This is a genomic window from Providencia sp. PROV174, assembly GCF_028480685.1.
In the GTDB taxonomy this organism is placed as follows: Bacteria; Pseudomonadota; Gammaproteobacteria; order Enterobacterales; family Enterobacteriaceae; genus Providencia; species Providencia rettgeri.
This window is the reverse complement of sequence record NZ_JAMPOT010000020.1, coordinates 51950-71559: the sequence shown is the minus strand read 5'-3', so window position 1 is coordinate 71559 and position 19610 is coordinate 51950. Positions and strand designations below refer to the sequence as shown.

Sequence of the window (19610 nt, the reverse complement as noted above, 5' to 3'; positions counted from 1 at the left end):
ATCAAACGATCTGAGAGATACTGCAGTTTGCGACTAACAAAAAACTCGCATGATCCAGATTATAGAAACTTACCCTTGAACAATATGGGTTCCGGTTTCACCGCGTAAGGCTTCTGGTAGTTTTTCAGGGGTGGTGATGATCACTCGTTTACCGCCGTTGGCAATAAACGATAGGCTGGCTTCAATCTTGGGTAACATGCTACCCGCAGGGAAATGACCTTCTTCCATGTAGCGTTGCATGTCGCTGGTGGTGGTTTCGCCAAGTGCTTTTTGTTCAGGTTTGCCGAAGTGAATGCAGACTTTTTCGACACCAGTGGTGATAATTAAAATATCGGCATTGAGCTCTTTCGCCAACAAGGTTGTTGATAGGTCTTTATCAATCACCGCATCAACACTTTTGTAGCCACCATTGCCGTTATCAATGACTGGAATACCACCGCCACCTGCGGCAACCACCACATAATTGTGTTCTGTTAAGGTGCGGATCGCTTGTGATTCAACGACACGTTTTGGTTCAGGGGAAGCCACCACACGACGGTAACCGCGGCCAGAGTCTTCAACAAAATGCCAGTTTGGGTTTTCTTGCTGTAATTGCTGAGCCTGTTGCTCTGTAAAAAATGCCCCAATCGGCTTGGTTGGTGCGCTAAAGTTTGGGTCATTTTTATCTACTTCAACTTGCGTCACTACCGTAATCGCTTGGCGGTTATGGCGTTTTGCTAAGACGTTAGTCAAAGCTTGTTGAACTAAATAGCCAATTCCACCTTGAGTATCTGCCACACAGTTAGCCAGCGGTGTTAAAGGTAAACCTTCGGTTTCGTGTGCAATCTCTGCACGGCGCAAATCTAATCCAACTTGAGGTCCATTTCCATGGGTCAAAACAATGTTGTAATTGCCTTCAAGCATGTCACTAATGTGGTGTGCAACTTCTTGAACGGCTTTTTCTTGAGCTTCGATAGACTGGCTGTTGTTATCTTTGATAATACTGTTGCCCCCGATGGCAACAACCACGAGTTCTTTCATTGTTAATGTTTCCTGAGACAGAGATTTAGCTGATAGTAGGTGTACAGCGCACACCTACTATCAAAGGTTGGCTTGGTTACACTGACTTACTGAGTTTCTCAGATTTTTCAGCTTGTTGTTCTTCCACCGATTTCCGGCTGTCTAAAAAGTGTTTGAGTACAAATAAAGCTGCCATCATGAGGTATGCATAAACAAACATCAAGGTTGAACCAGTAGCAATTCCGACCGCTGGGGAGTGAATAATTCCGAAGAATACTAATATTGCTCCCGCGGCAGCAGCAATGGCTCCACGCAGTGGTTGATTGAGGATAGCAAAGATAGCAATACAGCCCCACAGCATACTGGCTAAAGGTGCTCCGTTACCTAAATGAACCAGACCTTGGTAATAAACCCCTTTGTGTAGCAAGGTTTCAACCCCAATAGCACTCGCAGAGGTGCCTGCTGCGCCCATAACACTATTAACCATCGTCAATGCCCAGTTAGCAATCCATGGGAATAGACAGATAAAGATAACGGGAACTTCAATTTTTGGTGTTTCTCGCACAACTTGGTTGGCGGTGACGACCCCGATAAACACCAGTATTGGTACGATAGCGGTCATTGGAATGATAGCTAACATGAAGGCACCGATACCGAATAGTGGTACGATAAACATAGTGATACCGGACGCTAATGTATAACCCACGCTTGCCCCCATGGCTTTCCAACCTGCGTGACCTACGTAAACAGTGACAGGGAATGGGTTACCCATAAAACAGCCAACTGTAGACGATAAACCGTTAGCTAACATGACTTTACGCGTATTGTATTCATCACCTGCAGCATGCGCACTTTCGATATTTTCCAGGTCGAAGATATAGTTTGCTAAACCCAGTGGCACCGCTGATGCTAAGTACGGCAGAGCGTGTGGTAGGCCTTGGAAGAAACTATCAATATGAATACCCGGTGGGTTAAAGCCAAAAGAGGCCATTGAGTCTTTGATAGCTTCAGCACTTTGTAGGCCTGAAACCCATGCCAGTACCGTACCTGCAATCAGTAGTAATAAGCCAGTTGGCACACGAGCAAAAATCGGTTTTTTACCAAACCAGTTAATGAAGATTAATAACAGCACAATGAATGAAACCGTTGGTGCTTCAAACGCTTGCAGCATTGGGTTCATCGCCAGTAACAGTAATCCTAACCCAGACAAACAGGATAACAGTACGGTGCGAGGGATCATCTTACGGATGGTTTCACCTAAGAAAGAACCACCGACGAGGATCATCGATTCAACAAAACACCAAACCAGCGCGATTTGGATCGCAAATTCCGCATTCTGTGTGGTTTGGTAGACCGGCATGATAACTAAGAACGTCACTGTAAAGATAGAAGGCGCACTCGGCCCTGATGGTAAAGCGGTGACGTCATTGCGCCCGGTTTGCTTTATCATTTGCTGGCCAAAGTAAGCATAGCTCACACTGGCAAGTAAAACAGCGAAACCAAAGGCGGGCGCAATTCGGCCGTAAACAATTTCAGATGGGATGCCGACAACGAAAATTAACAGGCCCATCATGGTGAGTAGGTTGGTTAGGTTATTGGTCATTAAGCCGAAGTAGGCGGCCAAATCCCCACGTTTCCACTTGATTTTGAATATACTCATTTTAAGTATTCCCCTGTATACCCGTCATACTTTGAGCCACAGCTGTGTTGGCCGTTCTCGGCTACTCAGGTCACATACTGGTGTATGCTCCCTGAGATATCCTCGCTTGCCGCCTTGCTGCAACTCAAATTATTTAGGGTATACACTCTAGAGGGTGTATATCAGGATATTCAAAGTTGCAGTTTATCTGTGCTGCTGAATAATTAGGGTATTCGTTTTATTTTTATTGCCCAACTTTAGTCGGGCGTTATTTTTTATTACTGAAAACTAAGCGTATTTCTGTGCGTAAGACAGCATGGCCTTTTCAAAGCAATCAAACGGCGGGTGAACAATACCTGCGCCAATCATACCGATACCTGCATCTTTATGGGCAATCGCGGTGTTGATAACCGGTAGAATGCCGCTGGCAGAAACTTTTGTGATATCAATGGCGGTAGGGATACCCATAAAGCCCAATAATGGAATAGTAACATTCGGGTTTTCACCTAACGTGATTTCACGCATTTGGCGAGAGAAATCGACCGCTTCTTCAACTGTACCGCCAACCAGTGCCACGATAGCCGGTGCGGTTGCCATCGCAAATCCACCAATACCGTAGGTTTCTGTGATAGCGGAGTCACCGATATCTAAACCAGAGTCTTCTGGTTTGTAGCCCGCAAACATTGGCCCGATAACTTGCTGAGAAGGACCTGTGAACCATTGACCTGGTAACCCACTGATACGTAAACCAAATTCATAGCCATTACGTGCCATTGTTGTAACAACGGTGCTGTATTCGATGCCATGAGCCGCATCCATTGATGCTTTACACATCGCCATCCACGTTGGTCCGGAGAAGTAATCGCTGCTTGCAACAAAATCAAACACTTCTTTTTGTTGCGCAACAGAGAAATCAGTTTGAATGATCCCTGTTGTAAGCGCTTGGATAAGTAAGGTTGTTCCTGCATTGTTACGGTTATGACACTCATCACCCATATGCAGTGCTTGCGCAAGCATCAAGCGTAGGTCGATTTCACCAACGATTTTCATTGCGTCGCGTAGCATTGGGCCTAAAACATCACGCATCCAATTTAAACGATCGATGACGCTTTGGTCGTTGGCACCCATGCGCAGAATTTTTGCCATTTGCTCACTGAGGTTAGTAAACGCGCGGTTACCATAGGTTTTATTTTCAACAATGTGCATGAACATCGATGCAGAAGTGACACCAGCCATCGAGCCAACACAATCATGTTCATGGCAAGGGGAGAAAATGATTTCACCTGAAGCTGCAACGCGCTCTGCATCGGCTAAATCTTTTGCCAAGCCTTCGAAAACCAGCGCACCAGTCACCGCACCTTTCATTGCTCCACACATATCTTTCCAAGCGACAGGTGGGCCAGCGTGCAGGATAGTATTTTTGGTCATGCCGGGAACGACATTAATCGCTTGGTCGTAACCAATTAACACAGGTTGAGATTGAATAATACGCTCAAGGGCTTGGGCGTTAGCAGCCGCAATTTTTTCTTGTAGTGCGGCATTACCTTCAATTTGGTCAAGGGCGCGAATAACCGCAACGTTGCCTTGTCCTGGAGGCGTCCAGTTTAAATGCGTGACCGGAACATGTTGTTTTTTCAGATCATCACTGAACATTTCGATGCCAACGTTGATGACATTTAATGGCTGCTTAAATAATGAAGTCATTATGCTTTCTCCCCTTTCCATACAAACTCACGCCCTAATAAACCGGTATTGGTGCTGCTACTTGCCCAGATGACTCCAGCATCTGTTAGCATTTTGACTTGCGCATCCATCGATGGGGTGTCTTGGTCAGTGCCCAGTACATAGCCTAAAATTTCTAATTCACGACCATCTTGTTTGGCGATGTTCTTCGCTTCTTTAATCGCATCAATCATCACACCCACAGGGTCTTCATGAGAACCAAAGCCTAAAACAAAGTCCATCATGACCACGCCCACTTCAGGGTCGCGAGCTTCTTGCAGTAAACGTTCAATACGGTTGGTTGGGTCGATCATTGGATGAGGTTTACCGTTGGTAAAGTCGTCATCACCAAAATCGAGGAAGGTGTGTGCAATACTTTTATTGAGATCTTTTAAGCGATAGTCAGGGTTTGGCTGAATATTGCTATAAACATCATCATATTTTTCCAATGCGGCAAACATCGCTTCATCACATAGCGTTCCACCGCAGAATAAGCCACGAATGTATTTCTGCTCAGGCTTCAGTTTGGCTCTAACTTCATCAATTAGCGGTAAATTGAGCGGGTGTAAATCTAAATCTTCTTTGCGAATACCGGTTAATAGAACGGCTTTCAGTGCCGCTTCTTTGGTGCTTTGGGCGAAGGTTAAACCCGGTTTGTCTTCTGGCAGTGGTTGGCTACCTAAGAAGCACACAACAACAGGTTTATGGCATTTTTCCGCTTGCTCTAGCACTTTTTTAGCTACGCTAGGGGCTGGTGGCTTAGAAATCAGTGCGATAACTTGGGTTTCATCATCGGCATCGAGCATTTTTAGTGCATCAATCATCATGATACCGCCAATTTTTTCGCTTAAATCGCGACCACCAGTACCAATTAATTGAGAAACACCTGCACCAAATTCGTGAATACGGACGCTGAGTTCTTGGCTACCCGTACCGGATGCACCGATGATACCAATGCTGCCACGGCGTACATCGTTACCAAAGCACAGCGCAGTTCCATTGATAATGGCAGTTCCGCAGTCTGGGCCCATCATCAGCAAGCCTTTCTTGCTAGCAAGCTGTTTGAGCGCGAGTTCATCTTCAATGGAGACGTTATCGGAAAACAGCATAACGTTGAGGTCATTTTCTAGTGCAATGCGCGCTTCACGGGCTGCAAACTGACCGTTCACTGAAATGACGGCAAGGTTGGCATCTGGGATATGTGTTTTCGCTGAATTAATAGTGGCATATTTAGCTTCATGCTGCCCGCCACCTTGGTTTTTCTTATTAAATAACTCTTCGATAGCAATTAATGTGGCTTCGTTAGCATCATCGCTTGGGCCTTTAATGACAATCATTAAATCGCCATTTTTGGCCTCTTCTAATTCAGGTGTTAGTAACCCTAAATTACGTAAAACGCCTTTGTTCATCTCTGTTGCCATCGCGACAAACGCTTGTTCGACATTGTCGAGCTGATTGGCTTTTGTCGAAATAGACATCAGTGATACGGAATCAAAATAGGTATTCTTTTTTATGACAACTTTAGTCGACATAGTTTTCTCCGAAATAATGGGTGATATACAGGGCATCTCGCAAGCCAAATAGCATGTCGCTGCCAGAACTCGACCCGATATTTAAAATCTCTAAAAATTGTGGATAAATATTGGTTTCTTTCGCATCAACTAATGATTGAATTAATTGCTGCATATTTTCGCGATATTCTCGGTTTAATGCTTTTTCTAATGTGATGGCACTGATTGGTGTCGTTTGGCCTAGGCTTTGGGTTATTCCCTTAAAAAATTCAGGGTAAAAAGTGGCAACCGGATGACCGATTAATAATAAAAATGCCATTAACCCAACTAAGTAATCATCTCCTGAAGGAGTTAGCCCGATACCCAATCCAACAAACTGGCGGATCACATAAACAATATTTTCTTTATCTTTCTTAATTATTGATTCAATCAATTCAGAGCGTAATTGAACCAATTGCTTCGTCATAGAGAGATAAAAAAAATTATCTCCCTGATATTTAAATAGAGAGCTTTTATTTTCAGTTAAAATTAAATCCAAACTACTTATTTGTTTTTCGATATATAATAAATAACTTGGTTTTTTCAGTTTGTTATCATTAAAGTTGATAACTGGTTGCTGCCATTCTTTGCATAAAGAAAATGATAATAAATAATTATTACCAACCAATATTTCTTTATCTAATAAATTAATGGACTCTCCCTCTTTAATATCGAAAAGAGAAAAGTCTTTATTGATTAATCGGCAACTATTTGGAGCATTATCTAACTGAGAACAAAGCAATGTATAAAGTACATTATCAATAGAAAAGTTAATGGCTTTATTAAATACTTGTTCTATCGTTCCTTGGGGGGAGGGCTGATGCAACAGATTGAGAAAATGTGTATCAGCCGTTAACCCGTATAACCTTTGCCGATGAGATATGGATGCGTTCACATGCCTCCTTATCCTATTTAGAGTCTATGATTTCGCTATGCCCCTGCTGCAATCAGTAACTCAGCAATCTCGCTGTAGCCTTTTTCGTGTGCTAACTCTAATGGTTTTTTACCATATTTATCCGTCATATGAGGGTTCGCACCGTGGTCTAATAGCAATTTAACGATTTGCTGCTGTTTTTCACCGCCATCATTTAACACGATAGCTTCTAATAGTGGTGTCCAACCAACAAAGTTGGTGTGATTGACATTAATATCGGTTTTTTCAAGTAGTTCGCGAACAATTTCCACGTGGCCTTTTTCGCTGGCTGGTGTAATTCCCACGCCACCAAAACGGGTTAATAAGTCTAAATTTGGTTTTGCAGGTAAGACAATGCGTAATAAAGTGAGGTCATTATTAAGACAGCTTAATAAAAAAGGGTTAAAACAAGTTTGGTCTTGTTTATTAATATCGGCCCCTGCATTAATGAGGAAAGAGACACATTCATAATGTTTGTTTAGGCTTGCATTAACAATCGCAGTACGACCTTGGCGGTTAGTGATATTAATATCCACACCTTTTTCGAGACAACTTTTTAATAACTCTAATTGCCCTTGTTCAGCTGCGGTTAAAAAATCGTGAGCGAGAGTACTGGCTATCATCATTTCCCCTTAGGTTGGTTTATTGCTATCACCAACATAGATAAAGACAATTTAAAGATTATTTATGATGGTTAGAGCATAGCAATTGTCATTAATAAAAAGAATCCATTTAAATTTAATTCATCAATGAGGCGTTTGATTATTGAATTTAATTCAATAATCCACCTTTTTTGTGCGTGTGAGCATCCTTTTTTAGCGTTTTTTGATGATTTACGGCTATTTTGTGGCCCAAACTGTGTGATTTTTTTTGTTAATTAAAATCGAAAACCATGATTTACTCAGTTCTGTGATAGACATCAAATTGGAAGTTTTTAATTTGTTAAATTTGTAATTTTATTGATCGCGACTGTATCGAATGTTAATACTTAGTTTGTCTATTTAATTCAATAATATTAGGTATTTCGAATATTAATAGTGACGTTAAAGGTAGGGTTTTTACTTGGGAAAAATGCATATCAAATTTAATCTATTCCAGTTGTTAATAATTCTGTTAAGCTATAAAAATATGCTCGAAAAATAATCTGATTTTTACGTTATTGAATTTTATTCACATAAAAACATGATTTGTCTAAATTTTAAACATTTTTGGCGGTGGGTATGAACTCAATTTTTACGGAAGAAAACTTACTGACTTACACAACAGCGGCGAAGTTTGCGAGTTTTAGTAAAGCAGCGGAAGAATTAGGCGTGACCACCTCTGCGGTGAGCTATACCATCAAACGTATTGAAACCTATTTAGATGTCGCGTTATTTATTCGTAATACCCGTAATATTGAACTCACAGAAGCAGGGTATTATTTTTATCGCAAAGCAACCGACTTGCTCAATAATTTCCATTCTATTCAAAAAAGTATTTATTCCATTGAGCAAGGGATTGAAGCGCGGGTACGTATCTGTATTAATCAGTTATTATATACGCCGTATCATACAGCTAAGTTATTGCAAATATTAAAAAAACAGTTTGCTACCTGCCACATCACTGTGACAACAGAGGTGTATAATGGGGTTTGGGATGCCATTATTAATAACCATGCAGATATTGCGATTGGTGCTCCGGGTACGTTGATGGATGGCGGTGGAATTGACTACACTGAAATCGGTGCGATTCACTGGCAATTTGCTATCGCTGCCACACACCCATTGGCACTGATGCCAGAGCCCATCGCTGAGAGCCAGCTGCGCCTTTATCCCAATATTATGGTGGAAGATACCGCACATACCATTAATAAGCGGGTGGGTTGGCTGTTACATGGGCAAGAAGCCATTCAAGTACCTGATTTTAATACTAAATGCCAGTGTCAGATATTAGGTGAAGGGATTGGGTTTTTACCCGATTACATGATCAAAGACCATGTTAAACATGGTTTGTTGGTAACAAAACAAATTCAGAACCCACGACAAGATTCCCATATGCTATTAGCCACACAACATTCGGCTACTGGGCTTGTGACGCAGTGGATCCGTAAAGAATTTGGCGAAAAGGGGGTTCTAGCAGAGCTCTACAGCGATCTCCTAAAACCCATCAATTAGTCTTATTGGCTAGCGACATCAAGGGCTTTATCGATAGCATCGGGGATCACAGAACCGTGGTTTTTGCCGTCGAATAACCTAAATTCACAGTGCCTTTGGTGGTTTGCAATCTCAGTGCAAACTTGGCGTGTGCTAATCCAACTTTTGCGCGCTTGGTAATTTTGCACTTGTTCAGCGCTCAGTTTGGATAAATCAGGGCTCTCTTCTAAACCGCCTAAAGTCACAAACAGGGGGGAAGCCGTTTGTTTAGCTGTCAGCTTCGCTAAATCCACCATACTTCCTTTACCCCACCATAATGACGGGCTGGCAGAAACATAAAACTGAAAATCATCCGGTTGTTGTTGGTACGCCATCAAGGTAAATAATCCACCAAATGAATGGCCAAATAGGGTTTGCTTGCTTTTATCAATAGGAAACTGTTGTTCTGCCCATGGGCGAATAGTGTCAGTTAAAAACTGGTATAGCGCAGGGGAACCGCCCCCTTGTTTAAAATCGTCACCCGCAACAGGGGGAGTATAGTCGTGAGTACGCCATGCTTTTGGAAAGGCTTCATCGATGGGGTAACCAATCCCAATAATAATCGGTAGTTTATCCGCTGGCAGCTTTTCAACTGCGCGATTAACCGCTTTGGGGTATAAACCATTACCATCAAGCATATACAGGATAGGGCGCTGTGCGGTGACATTATAGGGTACTGCACTGTAAATGCGCAGCGCACGGTCACCGTAAGTCATATCCGTTTGTTGGATATCATAAAATTGGCCGACTGTTTTATCCAAGGGTGGAATAGTCTGGCTTGGGCGGGAAAATGCGGAATTGGTCATACACAGCAATATGCCACTTAATATGATTTTATTCATTTATTGAGTCTATTTAAGGGTTTTGAGGGTATACCTGAAACAGGCACACCCTCAGAGCTAATTAGAAGCTAACGTTTACGTTCGCCCAATAACGGCGTCCGTCTTCAACATCCCAGTTGCCACCTTTCTCATCAATCTTAGGCCCTTTTTCATTACCAATATTTAATACTGCAAAGTTTAGTTTGGTATTTTTAAATAATTGGTAGGTTGCGCCCACATCCATGGTGGTATAACCGCTACGATAGCGAGCACCAGAATGACTATTCCTTTGTGCAGCCCAGATTTGTTTACCCTCATAGTGAGCACGGGTATACAACGTCAGGTCTTCATTGAAGTTCCAATCTAGTTTTGCATTGGCTAAGTGTTTTGGTGTTTTATCTAATGGGTATCCTTTCAAGGAGGTTCCATTTCTTAGTTTTTCATCATCACTTTTACGTTCGGAATCAGTATAAGTGTAGTTTAAGTTAAGGCTCCAATCTTGTGCAAGAGGTATACCCGTTGCAACCTCGACTCCTTTAATGTTGGCTTTACCAACATTGTCATATTGGTAGATAATCAGGCCTGTACTAGCTTCTTCTTTATTAGTCGTATAGCTCGTTAATTTATTTTTAAAATCGGTATTAAAGAAAGTTAAGCTCGCATTAAAGCCTGACTCATGGTTATAGGCAATACTGATTTCTTCACTGACACTTTTTTCTGGTTTGAGGTCTGGATTACCATAAATAACACCTTTACCACCTTGAGTAGAGGTGCCATAGCCTTTACTGATTTCACGCAATGTAGGCGCACGGAAAGCAGAAGAAACTCCTCCTTTGATGGTGATTTCATCCGTTAAATAATAAACGGCATAACCACGAGGGTTCCAGTGATTACCATAAGTTTCATGGTGGTCTAAACGTAATCCACCCGTTAGAATAAGATCCTCGGTTGCGGTAAATTCGTTTTCAACAAACAGCGCGGATTGGTCAACACTCATACTGTTATTTTCAAACTTTCCTTCTGAAACCAGTGAGCTATCTTTGAGTTTTGAGTATTGATATTGGCCACCGACTGTTAAGATGTTATCGGGTAAAAATGCGATCACTTTACCATCTACAACCGTATTGGTAATTTCAGGGACACGAACTTCATAGCCTCCTTCCCATTTTCCTGTTTTTTCATTCAATTCTTGTGATTTAGTATGTCGTTTGGTTTGTTCTTGATAAACACTAAATTCTGTATTGAAATTGTCCCATTCACCTTTATAAGTCAACGCGGCGTGGTTACGGTTATTATGTATCTCTGATTTGGGGTTTTTCTGCGCACCAGCACGGTTGGCATACTCATCAATAGATTTACCTGGAGTTTCACTCCTTTCCTGCGTGGTTCTACCCGCTTCTAATAAGAAGGTTTGGTTTTCCATTGGGGTAAAGGTCAGTTTTGCCGTTAAGCTTTTATTGTCTTTTTTATGATGCCCTCCAATTATCTTATCTTCCTGACGATAATCACCACCACCATACAATTGCAGACCAAGTTTATCTTGAATTAATGGACCGGACAGGTAGAAATTACCGTCGGTTGAATTACCGCTATCACTGTTTTCTTGGATAATCGCACCCGTTGTGACGCTGCCGTGCCATTCATTGGTCACTTTTTTAGTGATGATATTGATAACACCACCCATCGCATCGGAACCATACAGGGAGGACATAGGCCCACGGATCACTTCGATGCGTTCAATCGCTTCGACAGGTGGCATAAAGCCCGCTTCAAAGCCACCGCTGCCATTTGGACGTGATTCACGGCTGTTTTGACGGCGCCCATCGACCAATATCAGCGTGTATTCGCCGGGTAAGCCACGGATATTAATATCTTGTTTGTTTGCAGCACCAACGATACTCACCCCTTCCACGTCTTTCACGGCGTCGGCGAGGTCACGGACAGGTTTATTTTGTAATTGGTCTGCACTGATCACGGTCACGCTAGCAGGGGCATCACGCAGTTGTTGCGAGAAGCCTGATGCACTGACGACCATGGTATCTGTTTTATTGTCTGCTGCTGTAGCACTAAATGAAGATAAAGCCGCACAAACACCGGCGGCAATAAGGGTGTAGTGATATTGCGAAGTCATAGTTATCCCTAGTAAATATAAATGAGAATGATAATTATATTGTTTGCGAATACTATCACTAAAACATATCAAAAATAAATAATGAGCTAGCTAATTTATGAGCAATATTTGATCTCAGCTAAGAATTTTCACCTACGATGTTTTCCCCTTTTACGACTTTTGCCAAGCTTAACGAAAAATTAAGGTTTAACTTTGGTTTATGGTGTTTGGCTGTGCGTGAATTTACTCTAGCGCCAACATTCACTAGAAAAATTTGAGTTATATGAAATACACATTTTTAGCCATTTTATGCAGTTTTATTATGATGGTCGCTCATGGGGTACAAGCAGAGGAAATACGCTTAAGTGTGACTCATCCGCAAAAAATTAAGGTTGCGGATGTGGTTAGCCTCCCAGGTCAATTTGTGGCGAGAAATGAAATTTCTATCGGTTCTCCATTGCAACAGCAAATCGTGACCGCGGTATTCGTGGAAGAAGGCGAATGGGTGGAGAAAGGCCAATTACTGGCGACGCTAGAATCGCCAATTCAAAGCGCGGGTGTCCAACAATTAAAAGCCGAAATTGATAAAGCAGCCGCTTACATTAAGCAACAAGAGGCTTTAAGTGCCCAATCACAAAGTGAATTACAGCGTTTGTCTCCGCTCGCCAAAACGGGCGTGATCTCTGCGAATGATTTTAATAAAGCTAAGTCAGAAACGGCTGCACAACATGCGCTATTAGCGGCAAGTCGTGCAGAGTTACGCCAATTGCAAGCGCAATTAAGGCGCGAACAAAGCCAAGAAGATAAAGCAAAAATCATTGCACCCGTTGCTGGTGTTATCAGTGAGCGCCATGCAATGAGTGGTACGTTATCGGATAACGCTTTGTTATTTAAACTAATCGAAAATAATGAGTTAGAGTTCGAAGCGCTTGCACACCCATCAGAATTGGCTCGTATTGTGGGGAGCAATCCTGTCACTATCCAAATTCACGACAATAAAGCAGTTTCGGGCAAATTTCGTTTTTTAGCACCGAAAATTGAGGCATTAACCCAGTTAGGGAAAATTAGAGTGACGCTGACTGACCCAATTAAATCGATGAGGCTGGGAGAAACTGGCACCATGCGTTATACAAATTCACCTAGTGAATATATATCACTGCCTTATAGTGCGATTCGCACGGAACCAGATGGTCAGCGTTTTATTTTTAGTGTGGTAAATGATGGGCGCGTGGTCAAACAACCTGTCCAAATAGGTAAAATTCAGCAGGGTAATGTTGAAATATTAAGCCCATTAAAGACCAATCTGGATGTGGTGACTTATGCTCAGGCCTTTTTATCAGAAGATGATAAAGTTGTGCCAGTAAGGGCACCGCAATGAAACTACAAATGTCATCTTGGGCGATTACCCGCCCAATTCCCACCATTGTGATTTTTTTAGCCCTGACAATTGCAGGGATATTTTCCTTTAACCAGTTACCCGTGACGGCAAACCCGGTGATCACCTTTCCGATTGTGACGGTAACGGTAACACAGGATGGTTCATCACCGACAGAATTAGAAAATGCCGTTACCAAGCGGGTTGAACGCGCTGTTTCTGGGATACCCGGTATCCGCCATATTAGCTCATCGATTAGTGAAGGTGCAACGACGACAACCATTGAATTTGATTTAAGTGTTGATGCCCATGTCGCGACTAACGATGTACGAGAGCAAATAGGGCAAATTCGAGGGGAATTGCCGCAAACAATCGACGAGCCGCTAATTAACCGTATCGATGTCGAAGGTGGAGCGATTTTACGTTATGCCGTTTCATCAGAAACTGAATCTATCGCAGATTTGTCTTGGTTTGTGGATGACACCGTGAGTAAGCAGTTGATTACTGTTCCAGGAGTACAAAAGGTCAGCCGATTAGGGGATACAGAGCGAGTTGTTCGCATTGAGCCGGACGCAAATAAACTTGCGGCAATGCAGTTATCGATAGCGAGCATCAATGAAGTATTGAAAAATAATCATCAAAACTCTGCTGGGGGAAATGCGAAATACAATACATTACAACATACCATTCGTGTGTTAGGGGAAAAACAGGCAGTAGATGATATTAAAAACATCATGTTACCCATTAATAACCAAAAATCAGTCAGGTTGGGGGAAATTGCTAATATTTATGATGGCCATAAAAATGTGAAATCTATTTCTCAGCTTAATGGTAAAGAGGTCGTTGGGTTTGCGGTATATCGCGCAAAAGGCTCCAGTGATACTCAGGTGGCACAAGGTGTCGCACACGCATTAGAAAAACTGCAAAAAGCAAATTCAAATGTTGAAATAAGCTTGGTTTCATCAACGGTAAAATACACGGAATCGAGTTTTACGCTAACTATTCAAACCTTACTAGAAGGGGCATTTTTAACGGTTATTATCGTATTTTTCTTTTTGAAAAGCTGGCGAGCCACTTTGGTGGCAGCAGTGGCACTTCCTCTGTCGATATTACCCACCTTTTTTATTTTGCTGTTATTTGATTACAGCTTAAATAGCATCACATTATTGGCTCTGACGTTGGTGATTGGCATCTTAGTGGATGATGCTATTGTTGAAATTGAGAATATCCAAAAATATATTGAACATGGTGAACGGCCGTATCTTGCCGCATTGAAAGCTTCTGATGCAATAGGCTTTGCGATTGTCGCCATTACGCTCACGATTGTTGCGGTATTTTTACCTGTTAGCTTTATTGGTGGCTTTGTGGGGCAATATTTTGTGCCATTTGGTATTACGGTTTCTGCCGCTGTGTTGTCTTCGTTATTGGTGGCAAGATTAGTCACACCATTAATGGCGGCATATGTACTATTGCCACAAAAAGGTGTTCATGAAGGCGTTAAAATGCCAAATTGGATAGCGCGTTATACCCGTTTTTTATTGATGACACTGAAACACCGTAAGTTAGCATCAACGTTAGCGGGGGGCTTTTTGATTGGCTCAGTGGCGATCACCCGTTTTTTACCGGTCGGCTTTATGCCTGATGGGGATATCAGTGTTAGCCAAATTAACATTGAGCTACCACCGGGAACTTCTGTGGAGCAAACACAACAAAAAATTAATGAAATCGCTAAACAGCTAAAAGATAGGCCGGAAATTTTATCGACCTATACGATTGCAGGGATTGCCGATGATTCAGAGGGCGTTGCTCAGCACAAAGGAATGATGATTTTAACCCTCACCGAGCCGAATGAGCGAAAACTTTCCCAAAAGGAGTTTGAACTGGCTATCTCTGAGTGGTTAAGCCAAAAAACGGATGCGCGCTATACCTTCAGCAACAGTAATGGTGGCAAAGAGTTTTCGTTAATGTTTACAGGGAGTGACCCTGAGCAACTCGAAAAGTCGATGCAGAAATTGCGTGATGCAATAGCAAAAATTGACGGATTTAAAAACGTCCAAGTTATGAAACCATTATTACGTAAGGAATTGATTGTTAAGCCTAATGAGGTAGACATTGGTCGAACGGGTGTCAGTGTGGAAGAGATTGCGAACACACTACGTATTGCGACCATGGGGGAGGCTAATTCACGTAGCGCTAAGTTTAATTTGCCGGATAGGCAATTGGCCGTACAAGTGATTTTACCGGAACCTCAGCAACATAATATTGATGTGCTGAATAATTTGTATGTAAGAAGCCAAAATGGCCAAAATGTCCCGATCAAATCTGTCGCTAATATTGACTCCAGTGATGGGCCTTCCCTGATTGAGCGAATAAATCGTCAAAGACAAATGTCGATAGAAGCCAATTTGGAAGGGCTCACACTAGGGGAAGCGTTAGATATTGTGGCACAACTTCCTGAGTATCAACAAATTCCGCGCAGTGTTTCCCAAGTAGAATATGGGGATATGGAATATATGATTGATATGTTTGAACGTTTTGGTACCACGATGGTATTCAGTGTGTTATTGGTTTTCGCCATTTTAATTGTGCTGTTTAAAGATTTTATCCAGCCGATTACCATACTGGTTGCTTTACCCTTTTCGATTGGCGGCGCAATTATTGCTTTAGTGTTATACGGTGCGATGATCGATTTACCTGTCATTATTGGTATTTTAATGTTGATGGGAATTGTGACAAAAAACTCGATTTTGCTGGTGGAATTCATTCTTGAAAAACAACGTTCAGGTATGGCGCGTGAAAAAGCCATTATTGAGGCAGGGCAAGAGCGTGTTCGCCCTATCATTATGACAACCTTTGCCATGATTGCAGGGATGATCCCATTAGTGTTAACCAGCGGTGCAGACGCCGGGTTTCGAGCCCCTATGGCTATTGCTGTGATTGGCGGCTTACTAAGTTCCACTATCCTTAGCTTGTTATTTGTCCCTGTGATTTATAGCTTGATGGATGATTTAAAACATAAATTATTACCTCAGCTTGCCAAATTAACTTCAGTGACACAAGAAGACCGCAATACTAAGCATTGGTAAAGAGATAAAAGCTGGCCGAAAGGCCAGCAGAGATTGTTGATAAAGCGGGATAAAAGCGTAATTTTGCCACTTTGTGTTAAGCCCATATTTAATTGATTAATCGAGAGCTAACTTTACTCGCATGGCTTCAAATTAAAATTAAGAATTACAAATTAATAAATCATAAATATGGTCTAATAAATAGAAATATTTAATCAAAAAAAGAATATCAATAATTGAGTTACGGAATTTTTATCATAATAAATATCATTTTAACTATTTCATTAATTTTTATCGTTAATCTAATTAAGAATGAATTTCATTGTTTTGATAATAAAAATTAATCTAATGCTGAACTCTAATTTCCTTTAATGACTTGTTTTATATCAATGAATTAATTTTTTTGTTGGAATTAATTTAATTGTAAATTATTAACTATTGCTTTATTACATATACTTCGTAAATATAGAGGGAGAATTAATATTGATTTCAGACCTTGAGAGTTATTATGAGTCAAGAAACCCATTCAGAAACACATAATCAAAAAACGACTAATGAAAAACGTAGAACAATATGGATAGTGATAGCCACAATAATTATTATTCTATTATTTGTCGCCTACGGTGTTTATTGGTTTTTAGTTTTACGCTTTCAAGAATATACCGATGATGCTTATGTATCTGGCTTACAGATCCCGATAATTGCGCAAACAACAGGTAATGTCACTCAAGTTAATTTTGAAAATACTGACTTGGTAAAGGCGGGGGATGTATTGGTTGTATTGGATAACACGAATGCGCGGTTGGCATTTGAACAAGCCAAACATGATTTAGCGACCACCGTACGCAAAACCAAAGAACTGTATATCAATGGTGATGAGTATCAAGCGCAAATTCAAAAAAACCGGGTGACACTTGCGCAAGCGCAAAAAGATTATCAACGTCGTGTGGCTTTAGGCCGCAGTGGTACCATTTCGAAGGAAGACCTGCAGCACGCCCAAGAAGCTGTGCAACTTGCGCAAGCGGCTCTGGATATTTCTATTCAACAATATAATGCCAACCGTGCATTGTTGCGTAATACAGAGCTCAAAAAACAACCTGCAATTCAGCAAGCCGCTGATAGCGTACGCAGTGCATGGATAAACTTACAACGTACTGAAATTAAAAGCCCAATGACGGGATATGTTTCACGGCGTAATGTGCAAGTCGGCTCTCAAGTCAGTCCGCAAAGTTCTTTAATGGCGATCGTGCCTGTTCAGCCTGTTTGGGTTGATGCGAACTTCAAAGAAACCCAACTAGAAAAAGTCCGTATTGGACAACCTGTGACCATCAACAGTGATTTTTACGGGGCAGATATTGTTTATAACGGTACCGTAGTTGGGCTCGATATGGGAACCGGTAGTGCTTTCTCATTATTGCCTGCCCAAAATGCGACAGGGAACTGGATTAAAGTCGTACAGCGTTTGCCTGTACGTGTTGAATTAGACCCTGAACAAGTGGCAAAACACCCATTACGCATTGGGTTATCCATGAATGTCACGATAGACATTAAAGATCAAAACGGCCCTGTTTTAGCGGAAGTTCAGCGTACAGCACCTGCATTTGAAAGTGATGTGTTGGTTTTAAAATTAAGTGATGTCGACCACATCATCGACACCATTATCAGCGATAACGCAGACTAGCTTGAAAGGAGCCGTTGTGGCAGATATTCAACCACTTAAGGGTGCAAAACTGGTATGGGCAACCATTGCGTTGTCCCTTGCGACCTTCATGCAGGTGCTTGATTCCACGATTGCTAACGTGGCTATCCCGACTATTGCGGGAAATCTCGGGGTTTCCATGTCACAAGGAACATGGGTAATTACCTCGTTTGGCGTATCGAATGCGATTTCTATTGCGATTTCAGGTTACTTAGCGAAGCGCTTTGGTGAAATCCGTGTTTTCTTATGGGCAACGGCGCTTTTCACCTTATTTTCATTACTTTGTGGCTTTTCAGATAGCCTGGGTATGCTAATTTTATACCGCGTATTGCAAGGTGCCGTCGCAGGGCCGGTGATCCCTCTTTCGCAAAGCCTTATCATGCGTTGCTATCCACCAAAAATGCAAAACATGGCGTTAGCGTTTTGGTCGATGACCATTATTTTAGCCCCAGTATTCGGTCCTATTTTTGGTGGCTATATTAGTGATAATTTCCATTGGGGCTGGATATTCTTTATGAATGTGCCTTTGGGAATTTTTGTCATTATCGTCGGCTCTATTATCTTCAAAGGGATGGAGTCCAAGGTTGTGAAAGTGCCATTCAATGTGATTGGCTTGGCGCTGCTTTCAGTGGGAGTGGGTTGCTTACAAGTTTTGCTCGACAAAGGTAAGGAGCTGGGATGGTTGGCATCTAATGAAATTGTCATCTTAGCCGTTGTTTCAGCTATTGCGTTGGTATTCCTCGTTATTTGGGAACTCACAGATAAAAACCCAATTGTCGAATTATCGTTATTTAAATCGCGCAATTTTACCATTGGAACGATTTCTGTCAGTTTAGCGTATATGGCCTATTTCGGCGCTATTGTCTTGTTGCCGCAACTTTTGCAGGAAGTTTATGGCTATACAGCAACATGGGCTGGGCTCGCATTGGCGCCCATAGGCTTATTGCCAGTGTTGTTTTCGGCTCCAGTGGCAAAATTATCCGATTTTCTCGATATCCGCTGGATAGTGACCTTTAGCTTTGTATTTTATGCGATTTGTTTCTTCTGGCGTGCATATACTTTTGAACCGAGCATGGGCTTTTCTGCTGTAGTTTGGCCACAATTGGTACAAGGAATGGCAGTAGCTTGCTTCTTTATGCCACTGACCACATTAACCCTTTCAGGTTTACCGCCAGAAAAATTGGCTTCGGCATCGAGTTTAGCTAACTTTTTCCGTACGTTAGCGGGGTCAATCGGTACCTCAATTACCACAACGCTGTGGAGCGATAGAGAAGCCGTGCACCATAGCCAGTTAACGGAATTTATTACCGATTATAATCCTGAATCCCTAGGGATGTATCAAGAAATGGCGACTCATGGATTGAGTACCGAACAGACTTCCGGGTTTATTGCTCAGCAAATTACGAGCCAAGGGTTAATTATTGCTGCAAATGAGATTTTCTGGTTGTGTGGTTGGGTGTTTATTGCGCTAATTATTACTGTTTGGTTTGCTAAGCCGCCATTTGGCAGCAAAGCGAAATAATTGGTGGCTGGGGCTAAGTATTTT

13 protein-coding genes are annotated in these 19610 nt (G+C 42.0%); 5 read left to right on the top strand and 8 right to left on the bottom strand.

The window, feature by feature from the left end; genetic code table 11:
• Window positions 1-69: 69 nt before the first annotated feature.
• From arcC to PSE60_RS16685, 6 genes are all read right to left on the bottom strand, one after another.
• Window positions 70-1020 (bottom strand): carbamate kinase, encoded by a 951-nt coding sequence (gene arcC / locus PSE60_RS16710; protein WP_272666149.1) that lies wholly within the window; start codon window positions 1018-1020, stop codon window positions 70-72.
• A gap of 76 nt (window positions 1021-1096) precedes the next feature.
• A complete protein-coding gene (locus PSE60_RS16705; protein ID WP_272666147.1) occupies window positions 1097-2659 on the bottom strand; it encodes a xanthine permease in 1563 nt (520 codons plus the stop codon).
• Between the two features lie 267 nt (window positions 2660-2926).
• Window positions 2927-4342 carry a DUF1116 domain-containing protein gene (locus PSE60_RS16700; protein ID WP_109912345.1) on the bottom strand — a complete coding sequence of 472 codons (1416 nt, stop codon included), beginning with the start codon at window positions 4340-4342 and terminating at the stop codon, window positions 2927-2929.
• Window positions 4342-5892, bottom strand: coding sequence for an acyl-CoA synthetase FdrA (gene fdrA / locus PSE60_RS16695; protein WP_272666145.1), 1551 nt, complete (start codon window positions 5890-5892; stop codon window positions 4342-4344). The genes PSE60_RS16700 and fdrA overlap by 1 nt, the downstream gene beginning before the upstream one ends.
• Window positions 5882-6805, bottom strand: coding sequence for a DUF2877 domain-containing protein (locus PSE60_RS16690; RefSeq protein WP_272666143.1), 924 nt, complete (start codon window positions 6803-6805; stop codon window positions 5882-5884). The genes fdrA and PSE60_RS16690 overlap by 11 nt, the downstream gene beginning before the upstream one ends.
• Window positions 6806-6840: 35 nt before the next feature.
• Window positions 6841-7446, bottom strand: coding sequence for an ankyrin repeat domain-containing protein (locus PSE60_RS16685; RefSeq protein ID WP_272666142.1), 606 nt, complete (start codon window positions 7444-7446; stop codon window positions 6841-6843).
• A gap of 597 nt (window positions 7447-8043) precedes the next feature.
• Between PSE60_RS16685 and PSE60_RS16680 the strand changes: the two genes are divergently transcribed.
• Complete coding sequence (locus PSE60_RS16680; RefSeq protein ID WP_109912354.1) at window positions 8044-8976, top strand: LysR substrate-binding domain-containing protein; 933 nt, start codon at window positions 8044-8046, stop codon at window positions 8974-8976.
• Between the two features lie 2 nt (window positions 8977-8978).
• On the opposite strand, the gene PSE60_RS16675 is transcribed toward PSE60_RS16680, so the two are convergent.
• On the bottom strand, window positions 8979-9836 hold the full coding sequence (locus PSE60_RS16675) for an alpha/beta hydrolase (RefSeq protein ID WP_272666140.1): 858 nt from the start codon (window positions 9834-9836) through the stop codon (window positions 8979-8981).
• A gap of 61 nt (window positions 9837-9897) precedes the next feature.
• Window positions 9898-11946 carry a TonB-dependent receptor domain-containing protein gene (locus PSE60_RS16670; RefSeq protein WP_272666139.1) on the bottom strand — a complete coding sequence of 683 codons (2049 nt, stop codon included), beginning with the start codon at window positions 11944-11946 and terminating at the stop codon, window positions 9898-9900.
• A 262-nt stretch (window positions 11947-12208) separates the two neighbouring features.
• On the opposite strand from PSE60_RS16670, the gene PSE60_RS16665 reads away from it, so the two are divergent.
• From PSE60_RS16665 to PSE60_RS16650, 4 genes are all read left to right on the top strand, one after another.
• The gene (locus PSE60_RS16665; RefSeq protein ID WP_272666136.1) at window positions 12209-13303 is read left to right on the top strand and encodes an efflux RND transporter periplasmic adaptor subunit; all 1095 of its coding nucleotides are present in this window, start codon (window positions 12209-12211) and stop codon (window positions 13301-13303) included.
• The gene (locus PSE60_RS16660) at window positions 13300-16386 is read left to right on the top strand and encodes an efflux RND transporter permease subunit (RefSeq protein WP_272666135.1); all 3087 of its coding nucleotides are present in this window, start codon (window positions 13300-13302) and stop codon (window positions 16384-16386) included. The genes PSE60_RS16665 and PSE60_RS16660 overlap by 4 nt, the downstream gene beginning before the upstream one ends.
• Window positions 16387-16873: 487 nt before the next feature.
• Entirely contained in the window at window positions 16874-18046 is a 1173-nt protein-coding gene (emrA, locus tag PSE60_RS16655) for a multidrug efflux MFS transporter periplasmic adaptor subunit EmrA (RefSeq protein ID WP_272666133.1), read from the top strand.
• A 16-nt stretch (window positions 18047-18062) separates the two neighbouring features.
• The gene (locus PSE60_RS16650; RefSeq protein WP_210838524.1) at window positions 18063-19586 is read left to right on the top strand and encodes a DHA2 family efflux MFS transporter permease subunit; all 1524 of its coding nucleotides are present in this window, start codon (window positions 18063-18065) and stop codon (window positions 19584-19586) included.
• Window positions 19587-19610: the final 24 nt, after the last annotated feature.